This is a genomic window from Parabacteroides sp. KHUB-03 (assembly GCF_056640975.1).
On the sequence record NZ_CM153257.1, the window covers coordinates 1,234,943 to 1,249,215 of the forward strand.

The following is a 14,273-nucleotide window of genomic DNA, read 5'->3' on the forward strand; positions in this document are numbered from 1 at the left end:
GTTAAATGTTATGTTATCGACTATTTTATTACAAGCGGCTGCAGGAATGGGAGTGGCCAAGATGGGTGCAACAATAGGAGCAGGTATTGCCGCTGTCGGCGCCGGAATTGGTATCGGACTGATCGGGAAAGGAGCTGTCGAAGCCATTGGCCGCCAGCCGTCAGCCGCCGGAGAGATACGTACATCGATGTTGATTATGGGTGCTTTGGTTGAAGGTGTTGCTCTGTTTGCAATAGTTGTTTGCTTCCTTGCATTGTTTCAGTAAACTTTAGTTTGTTATGTCATTATTAACACCGGATTTGGGCCTTCTATTCTGGATGATTGTTTCTTTTGGAATGGTTCTGGTTATTCTTTCCAAGTACGGCTTTCCTGTTATTATTAAAGCGATAGAGCAACGGAAAGCATATATCGATAATTCCTTGGAGCAAGCGCGTCTGGTAAAAGAGCAACTGGCCGATGTGCAAATGGAAGCGGATAAGATTCTTATGGATGCGAAAGAAAAACAGCATGCAATCCTCCAGGAAGCAATCACAGAAAAAGAGAAGATCATCTATGAAGCGCGTACGAAAGCTGAGGCTGAAGCCCGGCAACAGATTACTGAAGCAACCCAGCGCATCCAGGAAGAAAAAGAAAGGGCAATCCGCGATATCCGTTCGGAAATAACCGGTTTGTCTATCACAATTGCAGAGAAAGTGATAAAAGAAAAGATAGACAGTAGCGGCAAGCAGCAGCAAATTATTAATCGGTTGCTTGATGAGGTGTCTTTCAGTAAATCGTAGATAATGTTATGGATATAGGACGAATATCTCCACGGTATGCAAGTGCCCTTTTTTCCTTAGCTAAAGAAAAGGGAGAAGAGGTGCGCGTGTATCAGGATATGAAAATGCTGGCCGATAGCTTTTCATTGGAACCGGCACTGAAAGAAGCTATTGCCAATCCGGTTGTAACCGCAACGGAAAAAGAGCAATTGCTGATAGCGGCAGGTGGTATAGAAGTATGTGATTTGTATAAACGTTTTATTCGACTGGTTTTACAACACAGACGGGAAAACCAGTTGCTCTTCATTACTTATATCTATATCCATTTATACCGGAAAGACAAGAAAATTGCCCGTGTGTATTTTAGTACTGCGGTGCCGGTTGGCGACGAAGTGAAACATCATCTGGTAGATAAGCTGGAGAGAGAGACGAAAAACAAGATCGAGTTTGTTGGCTATGTGAAACCTGAATTACTGGGCGGTTTTTGCCTGCAAATAGGGAATTGCCGGATAGATGCCAGTTATGCAACAGGACTGAACGATATTCGTAACCGGTTATTCGAAAACAGATAAAAAGAAACAAAAAGTATGACAGAACAAATAAAAGTAAGCGAAGTTACTGCCGTTTTGCGTCAGCAACTGGAAGGAATCAGCACCAGTGTCCATATGGAAGAGGTTGGCACAGTACTGCAGGTAAGTGATGGCGTGGTGCGTATTTACGGTCTTGATAATGCCGAAGCGAACGAGCTGTTGCAATTTGATAACGGTATCGAAGCGGTGGTAATGAATCTGGAAGAAGACAATGTCGGAGCTGTTTTACTTGGCTTGACCGATATGGTAAAAGAAGGCGACATTGTAAAACGTACCGGACGCATTGCATCTATACAGGTGAGCGAAGGAATGATCGGTCGTGTGATCGACCCTTTGGGCAATCCGCTTGATGGAAAAGGCGAAATTATAGGTGAAACCTGTGAAATGCCGCTCGAACGCAAAGCACCGGGTGTTATTTTCCGACAACCGGTGAATGAGCCTTTGCAAACAGGGATTAAGGCTGTCGATGCGATGATTCCGATCGGACGTGGACAACGGGAACTCATCATTGGCGACCGCCAGACGGGAAAAACATCCATTGCTATCGATACGATCATCAATCAACGCAGCAATTATGAGGCCGGCCATCCTGTTTATTGTATATATGTAGCGATTGGCCAAAAAGGGTCTACGGTTGCCGCTTTAGTTAAGACGTTACAGGAGAAAGGCGCCATGGATTATACCATCGTGGTAAGTGCCACGGCTTCTGATCCTGCTGCCATGCAGTATTTTGCTCCTTTCGCCGGTGCTTCCATCGGAGAGTATTTCCGCGATACTGGGCGGCATGCCTTGGTGGTATATGACGACCTTTCCAAACAGGCGGTTGCCTATCGTGAAGTATCGTTGATCCTTCGTCGTCCCTCGGGGCGCGAGGCCTATCCGGGTGATATCTTTTATTTGCATTCCCGCTTGCTGGAACGGGCGGCAAAGATCATTAACCAGCCTGAAGTGGCGAGAGAGATGAACGATTTGCCCGAAAGTATGAAAAGCAAGGTGAAAGGTGGCGGCTCTCTTACAGCTCTGCCTATTATTGAGACACAGGCAGGCGATGTTTCCGCCTATATTCCTACGAACGTGATATCTATTACTGATGGACAGATATTTTTGGAGACTGATCTGTTTAACCAGGGAAACCGGCCGGCTATCAATGTTGGGATCTCTGTTTCGCGTGTCGGAGGTAATGCCCAGTTGAAAGCGATGAAGAAAGTAGCGGGTACGTTAAAAATAGATCAGGCTCAGTACCGTGAACTGGAGTCGTTTTCCAAGTTTGGCGACGATATGGATGCCGTTACAGCTTTTACGATAGATAAAGGGCGGAAGAATACCCAGTTGTTGATACAACCACAATATAATCCAATGCCTGTTGAAGATCAGATTGCTATTCTTTATTGCGGAACGAAAGGATTATTGAAAGAGGTTCCACTGGAGAAGGTGCATGCCTTTGAGAATGCTTTCCTTCAGGAGTTGCATGCTGCTCACCGGCACGATGTGCTGGATGTATTGAAAGCCGGAACAATCAGCGATGAAGTGATGAAAATTCTGGAAAATACGGCAATGCGTTTGTCTGAATCATATAAATAGGAATATGGCGTCATTGAAAGAAATAAAAGTCAGGATTGCATCTATACGGAGCACACAGAAGATAGCCTCTGCTATGAAGATGGTTTCTTCTGCAAAGCTACACCATACACAGGCATTGGCGGAACATACTCAATTATATGCCGGTAAATTGTCCGCTATCCTGAATGCTCTTCTGGCTTCGGCATGTGAATGGGATTCTCCGTTTGTGAGACAACGGGATGTAAAACGGGTCGCTATTGTTGTCTTTTCTTCCAGTAGCGGTCTTTGCGGTACATTTAATGTGAATGTCTGGAAAGAACTGTCGGCATGCCTTATCGATTATAACAATAGGAATATTGCTGTATCTCTTTATCCGATAGGGAAGAAGATTGCCGACGAACTGCATAAGGCCGGTTATGCAACGACCGATGATTTCATTCATATGGGAGAAAAACCTTCTTTCGAAGGAGCTGTTTCTTTGGCCACTGAGTTGATGGAATTGTATGCATCCGGGAAAGCGGATCAGGTAGAGTTGCTTTATCACCACTTCAAAAGTATGGCTTCGCAAATATTGGTGAAGAAGATTTTCCTGCCTGTTTCTATACAGGCACTGGAAGAAGAAGGAGCAAGCGGTTCTGTCAGGGCGGACTACATACTGGAACCGTCAGCAGAGGATGTACAGACTTTGCTCCTTCCCAAATTACTCAACCTGACGGTTTATACAACAATGCTTGATACGGCAACCGCCGAACATGCCGCCCGGATGATGGCCATGCAGACCGCAAATGATAACGCAAACGATCTCATACGGCGACTTACCTTGCAATATAATAAAACCCGCCAGCAAGCTATTACGAACGAATTGCTGGATATCGCGGGAGGAATCGGATAACTTGTAACTCCTTCGCAAAAATAGTTCTATCTTTGTGTTTGCTTAAACGAATATAGAGATAAATGTTTATGAAACCGATTCGTATTATTGAAATATGTGCCAATTCGGCGCAGAGCTGTGTAGAGGCCGAAATGGGAGGCGCTAAACGTGTAGAGTTGTGTGCCGGTATTCCCGAAGGAGGAACAACGCCCAGCTATGGTGAGATCATGACCGCCCGGGAGTTAACGTCTGCTATCGACATTAATGTGATAATACGTCCTCGCGGTGGCGATTTCCTGTATACGCCTGCCGAGGTTCAGTCGATGTTGCATGATATAGAAATGTGTAAACAATTGGGAGTGCATGGCGTAGTGTTTGGTTGCCTTACGAAAGAGGGAGATATCGATGTTACGCTGATGCGCCGGCTGATGGATGCAGCCAAGCCTTTATCGGTAACTTGTCATCGGGCGTTCGATGTGTGCCGGGATCCTTTTGTTGCTTTAGAGCAGCTGATAGAATTGGGATGCGACCGTATTCTGACTTCCGGACAACAGTCGGATGCTGTGAAAGGTATCTCTTTGATTGCAGAACTGGTGAAGCGTGCGGCCAACCGCATCATTATTATGCCTGGTTGCGGAGTGCGCGAAGAGAATATAGTAAAAATAGAGCAGGAAACCGGTGCTAAAGAGTTTCACACGTCAGCCCGCAGCATCGTTTACAGTAAAATGGTGTATCGCAATGAAAATGTTCCGATGGGTAGTAATGTGGTATCTTCCGAATTTGAAACCGTAGAGACAGATCGTAAAAAAGTAGCTGCTTTTGTGAGTTAAAAAGCAAAAAAACTGAAACCTTTTAAAGTATTCTTCTGTTGATTGGAGACGTAGAGCTCATTTTAAATTAGCATATATATGGAGAATAACAAAGACGCTTTAAAAGGTCGCATTATTGTCGCAATGCGTAATATTTTTGTTAGTGAATATCGTAAGATTGTAAATAAGTACGCCGACCAGCAGATTTGGACTGATATCGATCTTTCTTCTGATGCTGTTTTTAGTTCTTCAACTACAAACAGTTATTCTATGCAGGATGTATCAAAAGCGCTTCGTAGTATCAGTAATGAATTGAAAGTTCCGTTTAGCTTGTTTATAAGCGGTTATAAGTATGAAGAAATAGCAAAGCATTTGAATATTCCTGTCGGTACTGTAAAAAGTCGTATTTATTTTGCACGGCAAGCTTTACATAAGGTTTTGAGCAACGATAAAGATGATAGCAAATAAGATATAAATAACTTTACCGGCAGTAAGAAAAAAGCAGAGCGTAACGAATTCGCCGAATGTGTTCGTTACGCTCTGCTTTTATAGTTAAATATCCATGAATCAATGCACGCAGTGAGGCAAAGGCAAGAAAGATTTGTGATTTGTGATTTATGAATTATGTGGCAAACAAGATTTGGGGTAGAAGTTATATACTAAAAAACATCCCGATCATTTTTTCGAAACATCGAGATGATTTGGAGAAATGATCGGGATGTTTTTAGTATATTGTTGTATCTTTGTATCATTGTATATTGAATAGATGAATGACCATGAAATACCTGTATTTTTTTGTTGCCTTATTTATATCTATGTTATGTTTTGCACAGCAAGATTCGATTGTACCTTTTGACAAGGCATATAAGCGAGTGTACAATATTACGAAGGTTTCCGGCCAGAAGCCTGTGATAGATGGGAAACTTGATGAAGGTTTCTGGACTGAACAGGGTGAGTGGTCTGATCGTTTTGTGCAAATTATTCCTTATGAACGGGTAATTTCTCCTTCTCCTACAAAAGTGAAACTTTTTTATGACAATAAGTATATTTATGTGGGGGTTATGTGCAAGGACGCAGTACCCGAAAAGATGAATAGGTTTATAGGAAACCGTGATGATAATAGTTTGGGCGATTTGATTAGTGTCGCTTTTGATACGTATCATGATTATAGGGCTGCCCCTGAGTTTAATATAAATCTGGGAGGCAATAAAACAGATTTGGTTGTTACTGACAAATTAAGTGTCAATTTAAGTTGGAATGCCGTATGGGAAGGAAAAACCCATATTGACCAAAAAGATTCTTTATGGACTGCAGAACTGCGTATTCCGTTTAGCCAACTTCGTTATAATCAGAAATCGGATGATGGTGTCTGGGGGCTTCATGTACGGCGTATAATCCGGCGTAACAACGAAGTTCAGAACTGGAGCATGATACCATTGAAAAATAATGGCCATGTTTTCTCTTTCGGAGAGATGCACGGTATGACAGATTTGCCCAAGCCGCGCGGAATAGAGTTTTTGCCTTATGTAATGGGTAAGTTTCGCAATTCACCTCAGATACCGGGTAGTCCGTATCAAAAAGGGCATAGTTGGGGAGGTAATGTTGGACTGGATGCAAAATTTGCATTGTCTGACTTTACGTTGGATATGACTATTAATCCGGACTTTGGGCAAGTGGAATTAGACCCTTCGGTAATGAATCTGACAGCTTATGAAACTTTTTATGATGAAAAACGCCCCTTCTTTCTGGAAGGAAAACATATCTTAGATTTTGCAAATGGTAATGATATGATGTTTTATACCCGCCGTATCGGTGCAGCCCCGTCTTATACTCCGCAAAATATTGATAATGTAAGCAGCTTTGCCGGAACAAAAGATAATGTTCCTATTATCGGTGCGTTGAAACTTACAGGTACCAATCGGAAAGGGGTTACAATCGGTGTAGTACAAAGTGTTACAGCCCGTTCTTCTGTTAAAGTCAGTAGAAATGGTAATGAAACGACGGAAGTAGTGGAACCTCTTACAAATTATACGGTGGGACGTGTGCAAAAGAACTGGAGAGGAAATACGTTACTAGGGGGCATGCTGACTTCTGTAAACAGAGATTTGAGCGAACCTTATCTGGAAAAATTTCTGGTACGGAATGCGTTTACTGCAGGTATTGATTTTACACAGTATTTTAACAATAGGCTGTATTATATTGACGTTAAAGGAATGTTGAGTTCCTTGAATGGAACAAAAGAAGCTATAACTCTTTTACAACGGAATGCTGTACATTATTATCAACGCGAATCATCTAAAGGCTATTTAGGAGTCGATCCGGACAGGACTTCATTAAATGGAACGGGTGGTTATGTAAAAGTAGGAAGGAAAGGTAATGCTAAGTGGGCTTTTTCTGAATCGTTTGGTTGGTCTTCTCCCGGTTTTGATTTGAATGATATGGGGTATATGAAGGAGACCGATTATCTAAAAAATGAAACGGAGATAGCTTATCGCCAGACAGATATATGGAAGATGTTCCGCTATAACGCATTTACTCTTACACAAACGAATTGGTGGAATTATGGTGGGTATGCAATTAATAATGATGTTGCTTTGCGTTGGCAGAGTATGACTATGAATCGTTATGAAATGGATATGAAAGAAACATTCGGATGGAATAAACTGGATACACGCATGCTCAGAGGTGGTCCTGATGTGCGCTATAATCCTTTTTTTCTGACATCTGTAAAGTTTAACACGGATAAAGCAAAGCGGGTTATGTTTATGCTGAAATATGAAGGTAACCATAATCTGGACGGATATAATCGTTTTAATACGATGATGCCGAGCCTGACATTCCGTCTGGGAAACCATGTATATCTGTCCGGTGAGTTGAACTATGCGTGGAATACGGACAATATGCAATATGTAAATACATTACTTCCTGCTAATGTAGAGTTGCCGAATACGCAAAAAACATTTACTCCTGTTTATTTGGCGGGACACATGGATCAGAAAACGTATGGCCTTACCATGAAAGTACAGGTGAACGTAACTCCTGATATTTCTATCCAATTTTATGGTTCTCCTTTTACGTCTACAGCGAAGTTCAGTGACTTTAAACTGGCTGATGATACAAAGTCTCATTCGTATGATAATCGTTTTTATTCAATACATTCCGATGCTTTGAATTATAATGAAGGACTTTATAGCTTTACCCATGAAGGAAAAGTCTATGAATTTCCGAACCCGAATTTCAGCTTTAATGAATTCCGTTCTAATCTGGTGGCCCGTTGGGAATATTTACCGGGTTCTACTCTCTATTTTGTATGGGAACACCAAATGTCTAACCGCGACAGTAAACAAATTGGCGGTTGGGGATCGAATCTGGATCGTATGTTTGGGCTTCCTTCCACAAATACTTTTATGATTAAAGTAAATTACTGGTTTAATATATAGTATAATCGGTTTTTCTGATTATTTTTGTTTTTAACTCGTATACGGAATATTTTGCTTGAAATAAAAACATAAAACTAGAATATTATGGAAGAGAAAAAAAGAAGACTTACTCGTTCAAACGATAAAATGATTGCAGGTGTATGTGGCGGTATTGCCGAGTATTTTGACTGGGACCCTACATTGGTTCGTGTCGGTTATGTATTGCTGAGTATATTTACTGTTTTTTCCGGGGTTATAGCTTATTTTGTGCTCTGGTTAATTATGCCTAAAGAAAAAGGGTATTAAGAATGAATTTTGAATTATCGTCGCCTTTTAGTCCGACCGGAGATCAACCGGAGGCTATTGCTGCGCTTACCGAAGGCATACAGAGCGGTGTACCTTTTCAAACCTTGTTGGGGGTGACAGGCTCCGGTAAGACTTTTACAATTGCAAACGTGATTAAGGAGGTGAAAAGACCAACCTTGATTTTGAGCCATAACAAGACTTTGGCAGCTCAGTTGTATAGTGAGTTTAAAGCCTTTTTCCCAAATAATGCTGTAGAGTATTTTGTGTCATATTACGATTATTATCAACCGGAAGCTTATCTTCCGTCTACAGATACCTATATAGAAAAAGATTTGGCAATCAATGAAGAAATTGATAAACTGCGCTTGCGTGCTACCGCCTCTCTTTTGTCCGGCAGGCAAGATGTTATTGTGGTTTCATCTGTGTCTTGTTTGTATGGTATGGCCGATCCTCGTGCTTTTGCAGAAAAAGTAACACATTTGGAACGGGGAATGAAGATTGACCGGGATGTTTTATTAAGACGTTTTGTCGATGCTTTGTATGTTAATAACAAATTGGATTTTAATAGTGGCTGTTTTCGGGTAAACGGTGATACGGTGGATATTTTTCCTGCTATTGAGACTTTTGACGGTGTGGCTTACCGTATTGAGTTTTGGGATGATGAGATAGACCGTTTATCTTCTTTTGATCCTAAGACCGGTCAGGAAATAGATGAACAGGATGAACTGAATATTTACCCGACGAATTTATTTGTCACTACACAAGACAGGATTAATTCCGCTATTGGTCAGATTGATGTGGATTTAGGTACGCAAGTGAATTTCCTGAAAGAAATAGGGAAGCCATTTGAAGCGAAACGCTTATACGAACGTGTAACTTTTGATCTGGAAATGATACGGGAATTAGGACATTGTTCGGGTATAGAGAATTATTCCCGTTATTTTGACGGGCGAGCTCCAGGTGAACGCCCTTTTTGTTTGTTGGATTATTTTCCGAAAGATTTCATGCTGGTGATAGATGAAAGCCACGTAACCATACCGCAGATACGTGCTATGTACGGAGGCGATTTTGCCAGAAAGAAGAATCTGGTTGAATATGGTTTCCGCCTTCCGTCTGCCATAGATAACCGTCCGCTTACTTTTGATGAATTCGAATCTCTTACTCCTTTGGCTATTTATGTGAGTGCAACACCTGCCGATTATGAATTGGAAAAAAGCGAAGGAATTGTTGTAGACCAGGTAATTCGTCCTACCGGCTTATTGGATCCGGTAATAGAGGTGCGTCCGACATTGAATCAGATAGATGATTTAATGGAAGAAATAGAGCAACGTGCTGCTAAAGATGAACGGGTGTTGGTGACAACACTTACTAAACGTATGGCTGAAGAGCTTACTACTTATATGACTCGTATGGGAGTGAGGTGCAATTATATTCATAGTGATGTGGACACGTTAGAACGTATCCAGATAATGGATGATCTTCGTAAAGGGCTGTTTGATGTTTTGATTGGTGTGAACTTATTACGTGAAGGATTGGATTTGCCTGAGGTGTCTTTGGTTGCAATTCTGGATGCGGATAAAGAAGGCTTTTTGCGTTCTCACCGTTCGCTGACGCAGACAGCCGGACGCGCGGCGCGTAACATAAATGGAAAGGTGATTTTTTATGCTGATAAGATAACTGATAGTATGAAGTTGACAATGGATGAAACAACCCGCCGCCGCGAAAAACAGTTAGCTTATAATGAAAAACATGGTATCACTCCAAAACAGGTTATTAAGAATAGTGTTTCTTTGGTTGCGGAGAAACAACAAACGGTTACATCTGAGCCATATGCTTATATAGAATCAGAACCTAGTCTGGTGGCCGACCCGGTTGTTCAGTATATGAGTCGCCAGCAATTGGAAAAAACGATTGAACGTACAAAGAAACAAATGGCTGAAGCTGCCAAAAAGCTGGATTTTATAGAAGCTGCGCAATTTCGTGATGAACTGGTTAAACTTCAGGATTTGTTGGCTACAAAATAATTGAAATATGATTCTGAGATATTTTTGTATGACTATTTTCCTGCTTCTTCCTTTGTGTGGAAAAGCACAGGTCTTACCTGTTGTCGACTCTGTATATTATACGGGCGAAGACCGTGCTGTTTTTGACCGTTTTATAAAAGAAGTGGAGTCGGAGAAATCTTTACCTACAGGGGAATTGACGGTGAAAGCTGCTTTGTTCTTTTTGGGTGTACCTTATGTAGCCGCTACATTGGAACGAGTTCCGGAAAAGCTGGTTGTCAATTTCAGTGGATTGGACTGTATGACTTTAGTGGAGAATACGGTTGCTTTGGTGCGTACATTGCAGATGCCGTCTGTTTCATTCGATAATTTCTGCCATGTTTTATCTCTTTTCCGTTATCGTGATAATATGTCAGAGAATCTTTCTGCCGGTTTGGATTATACGGATCGTTTGCATTATACGACTGATTGGATTTATGAAAACCAGAAGCAGGGCAGGATAAAAGATATTACAAAAGAGATAGGCGGAAAGCCATTAGCCGTAAATTTATCATTTATGTCGACGCATCCGGATAGTTATGTTCAGTTGAAAGATTCTCCGGAACGTGTTGCAAAGATAACAGCAAAAGAAAAGGAGATAAATACCCGTTCTTATTTTTATTTACCTAAAGAAGATATAGGGGCCTGTGCCCGTGGTATTAAAGATGGAGATATAATTTGCTTTGTGACAAATATCAAAGGATTGGATATTTCTCACGTAGGTATTGCTTATTGGGTTGGGGATAAGCTTACTTTTATACATGCCTCTTCTGTTGCAAAAAAGGTTATTGTCAATGAAGAGTCTTTGGAAGCATATACAAAACGGATAAAGAGCAATGCCGGAATAATGGTTGTCCGTCAGTTAAGTCCGTCATTGAAATAATTCAAATGCAAATTTGAATCCTATACTTTGATATTCCCATTTATTAAATCCGAGGAAAATGGCAATATTGAATATGTTGTTTCCGACACCATATCCGGCTTCGGTATAGCTTGGTAGTATTGGAGTCCATAATTGGCTTAAGTAGAATCGTTCGGAAAATATATGTTTGGAAGCTCTTTTATTTTTTAGTAGTTGGAAAAGGATAAAAGGGCTTTGATACATAAAATGCGCTTGTATATACTTATCGGAAGCATTATACCATTCGCTTTTTAGCAAATTGAAGACCCCACCTATTTTATCATCCCACGAATCCGGGAAATTGTGCCGTGTAAAATATTCAAAGTCTGCAAAATAGGTTCCTTTTTGTTTTGTGTAAAGTCCTCCGCTGATATGATAATTCAGTTTACGTAATAAGCCCAGAGAGATACTTTGATGTATATCGGTTTCAATGCGCCCGTAGTTTCCTATGCTTTTCCCTACATTAGGAATTGCTCTGGCTATTTCCAATGAAATGGTCGGGTAGTAGGAACGGACATATTCTTTGCGATGCCCGTCCATCCGATAGTATTGCCGGGGGGTATATGAAAAACCAACGGTTGTGAGGAAATCATGATAGTTTTCATTTAAAATATTATCAACACCCTCTCCCGGGTCAATATCTGTACTTGTTTTTACCGGTATACGACGGTGGTAAGATATTCCCGTCATTAACTGGAAACCATTGAATAATTCAATAGTATTACGCAGGTCAACATAATAGTGTTTGAAGTATTTGAGATTGAGATCATCAAAATTGAAGACGGAGTCTTTTAACTCTGCATTGATCTTTTTGGTTATTTCGGATGAATAACCTTGATTACCATTTGCTATCATGAGACTTAATGCTCCTAACTTTTCAGGTTTGTATTCCCAGTCGCCGGCAATTTTGAAGAAAAATTCTTTTCTTTTGGATGTAAAACCTATTTCGGGACGGAAACGGATTTGCCTGTCTTTTTCAAATGTTTTGCTTATGCGTATTTTTTGTTTGTAGTTTATACCGTTTCGTGCGGAATAACCTAATTGAAAAGGGTTAAGTATTCCTGAATATTTGATGCGGGTAGTGCGATAGTCTAGGTTTACGGTATTTGTTAATTGCTGAGTGAGTTTTATATACTTTACCATGTTGGTAGTATCTAATTTATCTTCGTTTTTTTTGACTTGGGTGAGAATTTTATTTTCTTCATAGGTGAGAGGAATATCCCGTTTTTTATTCCAATAAGTTGAATCCCTGATAATAGGGATCGTATCGGAAGACAGACGGTAATAGCTGGTTAAATCGAGTGATTTTTGTCGCTTGCTTTGATGATTTTCTTCAATCCATTCAACTTTCTTGTATTTGAAAGTCGCATGATAAGTACTGGCAATGACATTCCCTAGTACGTTGTATCTAAGAAACAGATCGGCTTTATCGGGTAAAAGAAAACGGCGGAAATCTCTATTAAACGTCATGACCAGATTAAATTCGGCGAAAGAAAAACGTCCATTCATGTCTATTTTGTCAATCACCCAGGAATTGTTGGTAATATATAAATCTCCGCATACCAGTTTTTGGCTCCACATTTTAGGCATAAAGCGGATTTTGTAGATTTTGAGTCCGAGTGTATCTTGTATGTCTTCCAATGTGAAATTATAGAAACTGAATGCATTGCTTGCTACCGGCATTAATATTTCTTCATTATAAGCGGTGGGAGAATATACATTGAGATTTAGAAAACTTACTACTTCTTGCTGTTTGCTACGGTTGGGTATACTGTTTCCGTTGACAGCCTTAAAACTATGGAAATAATTGTTGGGTGCGCTGAATTTAGATTGGCTGAACATTTCAAAGAGCATATCTTTATTTTTCCGGTCAACAGGAAAGAGATTATTGGCGAAACGGATTAAGAAGTTGTGTTTTAGTATTTCAGTACGTCCTTTAATATATATTTCAGCATCATACTTAGATACGACATCTGCATAACCGCAAGCACTTTCTATAACAATATTCATGATAGAATCGGCTAGCTGAGTTTTTGCTGTATGATTGTGTGTGTGCAAAAATAAATCCCCATAAGTATTTTTGGCATTTAGCATTGTACTTACAGTTGTTGCAAGAAGGGCAAGTATCAAATATAGGTATTTCAATGGTAGATTAATCTTTATATACAAATATAATGAATAAATTTCAGATTATAGATGAAAGAAGATAAAATGTTATGATTACCTGCAATTAATCATACAAAATGTTTTATTGTTTCAAAAGAAAAGCCGTATATTTGTGCTTCATAAGTATGTTATATAGCAGTCGTGGTTAAACAACTAAAAGAAGAGGTCGATTTATCGGCCAGTTTATCAGAAGTGTGGAGGGTTTTGACCGATAAAGAACGGGAAATCCTTCGTAATAATTCGTCCATTCAGCATTTTAAACGGAACGAATTGGTTTACTATGAGGGAGATGAACCGAAAGACATGATGTGCTTATTAAAAGGCAAGGTGAAAATCTTTAAAGAAGGTGTTGGCGGAAGAAGCCAGATTATTCGAATGATTAAACCTGTTCAGTACTTCGGATATCGTGCAAACTTTGCTCAGGAAAATTATCTGACGAATGCTTCTGCTTTTGAAGCATCCACCGTCTGTCTGATCCCAATGGCCGTTGTTACAGAATTGTTGATGGGTAATCCTCATTTGGCAATGTTTTTTATTCGCCAGCTTTCAATTGATTTGGGAGTTGCGGATGAGCGTACCGTTAATCTGACACAAAAACATATTCGCGGACGTTTGGCTGAATCTCTGTTGTTCTTGAAAGACAGTTATGGTTTGGAAGAGGATGGTGCCACATTAAGTATTTATCTGGCACGTGAAGATTTGGCGAATCTGTCTAATATGACTACTTCGAATGCAATCCGTACCTTATCTACATTTGTATCTGAGCGTATTATTGCGTTGGATGGTAGAAAGATTAAACTTATTGATGAGGAGAAGCTGAGGAAAATCAGCAAGATGGGATAACAGTTAGT

General features: G+C 40.4%; 13 protein-coding genes. 12 read left to right on the top strand and 1 reads right to left on the bottom strand.

The window, feature by feature from the left end; genetic code table 11:
- Window positions 1-10 precede the first annotated feature (10 nt).
- The 11 genes from atpE (at window position 11) to ACYIB7_RS05390 (ending at window position 11,238) form a co-directional block, all read left to right on the top strand.
- A complete protein-coding gene (gene atpE, locus ACYIB7_RS05340) occupies window positions 11-265 on the top strand; it encodes an ATP synthase F0 subunit C (protein WP_103983589.1) in 255 nt (84 codons plus the stop codon).
- A gap of 13 nt (window positions 266-278) precedes the next feature.
- Window positions 279-779 carry a F0F1 ATP synthase subunit B gene (gene atpF / locus ACYIB7_RS05345; protein ID WP_103983523.1) on the top strand — a complete coding sequence of 167 codons (501 nt, stop codon included), beginning with the start codon at window positions 279-281 and terminating at the stop codon, window positions 777-779.
- Window positions 780-787: 8 nt separating this feature from the next.
- On the top strand, window positions 788-1,330 hold the full coding sequence (locus ACYIB7_RS05350) for a F0F1 ATP synthase subunit delta (RefSeq protein ID WP_480338293.1): 543 nt from the start codon (window positions 788-790) through the stop codon (window positions 1,328-1,330).
- Window positions 1,331-1,345: 15 nt separating this feature from the next.
- A complete protein-coding gene (atpA, locus tag ACYIB7_RS05355; RefSeq protein WP_103983521.1) occupies window positions 1,346-2,929 on the top strand; it encodes a F0F1 ATP synthase subunit alpha in 1,584 nt (527 codons plus the stop codon).
- Window positions 2,930-2,933: 4 nt separating this feature from the next.
- Entirely contained in the window at window positions 2,934-3,800 is an 867-nt protein-coding gene (locus tag ACYIB7_RS05360) for a F0F1 ATP synthase subunit gamma (protein ID WP_103983520.1), read from the top strand.
- A gap of 68 nt (window positions 3,801-3,868) precedes the next feature.
- Window positions 3,869-4,609 (top strand): copper homeostasis protein CutC, encoded by a 741-nt coding sequence (locus tag ACYIB7_RS05365; protein WP_455628172.1) that lies wholly within the window; start codon window positions 3,869-3,871, stop codon window positions 4,607-4,609.
- Between the two features lie 78 nt (window positions 4,610-4,687).
- Window positions 4,688-5,056 carry an RNA polymerase sigma factor gene (locus ACYIB7_RS05370; RefSeq protein ID WP_099463208.1) on the top strand — a complete coding sequence of 123 codons (369 nt, stop codon included), beginning with the start codon at window positions 4,688-4,690 and terminating at the stop codon, window positions 5,054-5,056.
- Window positions 5,057-5,364: 308 nt separating this feature from the next.
- Window positions 5,365-8,028: a DUF5916 domain-containing protein gene (locus tag ACYIB7_RS05375; RefSeq protein WP_103983519.1), complete on the top strand. Its 2,664-nt coding sequence runs from the start codon at window positions 5,365-5,367 to the stop codon at window positions 8,026-8,028.
- An 84-nt stretch (window positions 8,029-8,112) separates the two neighbouring features.
- On the top strand, window positions 8,113-8,313 hold the full coding sequence (locus tag ACYIB7_RS05380) for a PspC domain-containing protein (protein WP_480338294.1): 201 nt from the start codon (window positions 8,113-8,115) through the stop codon (window positions 8,311-8,313).
- Between the two features lie 2 nt (window positions 8,314-8,315).
- Complete coding sequence (gene uvrB, locus ACYIB7_RS05385; protein ID WP_103983517.1) at window positions 8,316-10,337, top strand: excinuclease ABC subunit UvrB; 2,022 nt, start codon at window positions 8,316-8,318, stop codon at window positions 10,335-10,337.
- Window positions 10,338-10,344: 7 nt separating this feature from the next.
- Window positions 10,345-11,238, top strand: coding sequence for an N-acetylmuramoyl-L-alanine amidase-like domain-containing protein (locus ACYIB7_RS05390; protein ID WP_103983516.1), 894 nt, complete (start codon window positions 10,345-10,347; stop codon window positions 11,236-11,238).
- Here the strand turns inward: ACYIB7_RS05390 and ACYIB7_RS05395 are convergent.
- Window positions 11,227-13,266 (bottom strand): DUF5686 family protein, encoded by a 2,040-nt coding sequence (locus ACYIB7_RS05395; RefSeq protein ID WP_480338295.1) that lies wholly within the window; start codon window positions 13,264-13,266, stop codon window positions 11,227-11,229. The two genes, ACYIB7_RS05390 and ACYIB7_RS05395, sit on opposite strands and share 12 nt — an antisense overlap.
- A 297-nt stretch (window positions 13,267-13,563) precedes the next feature.
- On the opposite strand from ACYIB7_RS05395, the gene ACYIB7_RS05400 reads away from it, so the two are divergent.
- Window positions 13,564-14,265, top strand: a complete 702-nt coding sequence (locus ACYIB7_RS05400) for a Crp/Fnr family transcriptional regulator (protein ID WP_099463202.1) — start codon at window positions 13,564-13,566, stop codon at window positions 14,263-14,265.
- Window positions 14,266-14,273: the final 8 nt, after the last annotated feature.

Coding starts and splice junctions, on each gene's coding strand:
- atpE (WP_103983589.1), top strand. CDS start 11: ATGTTATCGACTATTTTATTACAAGCGGCTGCAGGAATGGGAGTGGCC.
- atpF (WP_103983523.1), top strand. CDS start 279: ATGTCATTATTAACACCGGATTTGGGCCTTCTATTCTGGATGATTGTT.
- ACYIB7_RS05350 (WP_480338293.1), top strand. CDS start 788: ATGGATATAGGACGAATATCTCCACGGTATGCAAGTGCCCTTTTTTCC.
- atpA (WP_103983521.1), top strand. CDS start 1,346: ATGACAGAACAAATAAAAGTAAGCGAAGTTACTGCCGTTTTGCGTCAG.
- ACYIB7_RS05360 (WP_103983520.1), top strand. CDS start 2,934: ATGGCGTCATTGAAAGAAATAAAAGTCAGGATTGCATCTATACGGAGC.
- ACYIB7_RS05365 (WP_455628172.1), top strand. CDS start 3,869: ATGAAACCGATTCGTATTATTGAAATATGTGCCAATTCGGCGCAGAGC.
- ACYIB7_RS05370 (WP_099463208.1), top strand. CDS start 4,688: ATGGAGAATAACAAAGACGCTTTAAAAGGTCGCATTATTGTCGCAATG.
- ACYIB7_RS05375 (WP_103983519.1), top strand. CDS start 5,365: ATGAAATACCTGTATTTTTTTGTTGCCTTATTTATATCTATGTTATGT.
- ACYIB7_RS05380 (WP_480338294.1), top strand. CDS start 8,113: ATGGAAGAGAAAAAAAGAAGACTTACTCGTTCAAACGATAAAATGATT.
- uvrB (WP_103983517.1), top strand. CDS start 8,316: ATGAATTTTGAATTATCGTCGCCTTTTAGTCCGACCGGAGATCAACCG.
- ACYIB7_RS05390 (WP_103983516.1), top strand. CDS start 10,345: ATGATTCTGAGATATTTTTGTATGACTATTTTCCTGCTTCTTCCTTTG.
- ACYIB7_RS05395 (WP_480338295.1), bottom strand. CDS start 13,266: ATGAATATTGTTATAGAAAGTGCTTGCGGTTATGCAGATGTCGTATCT.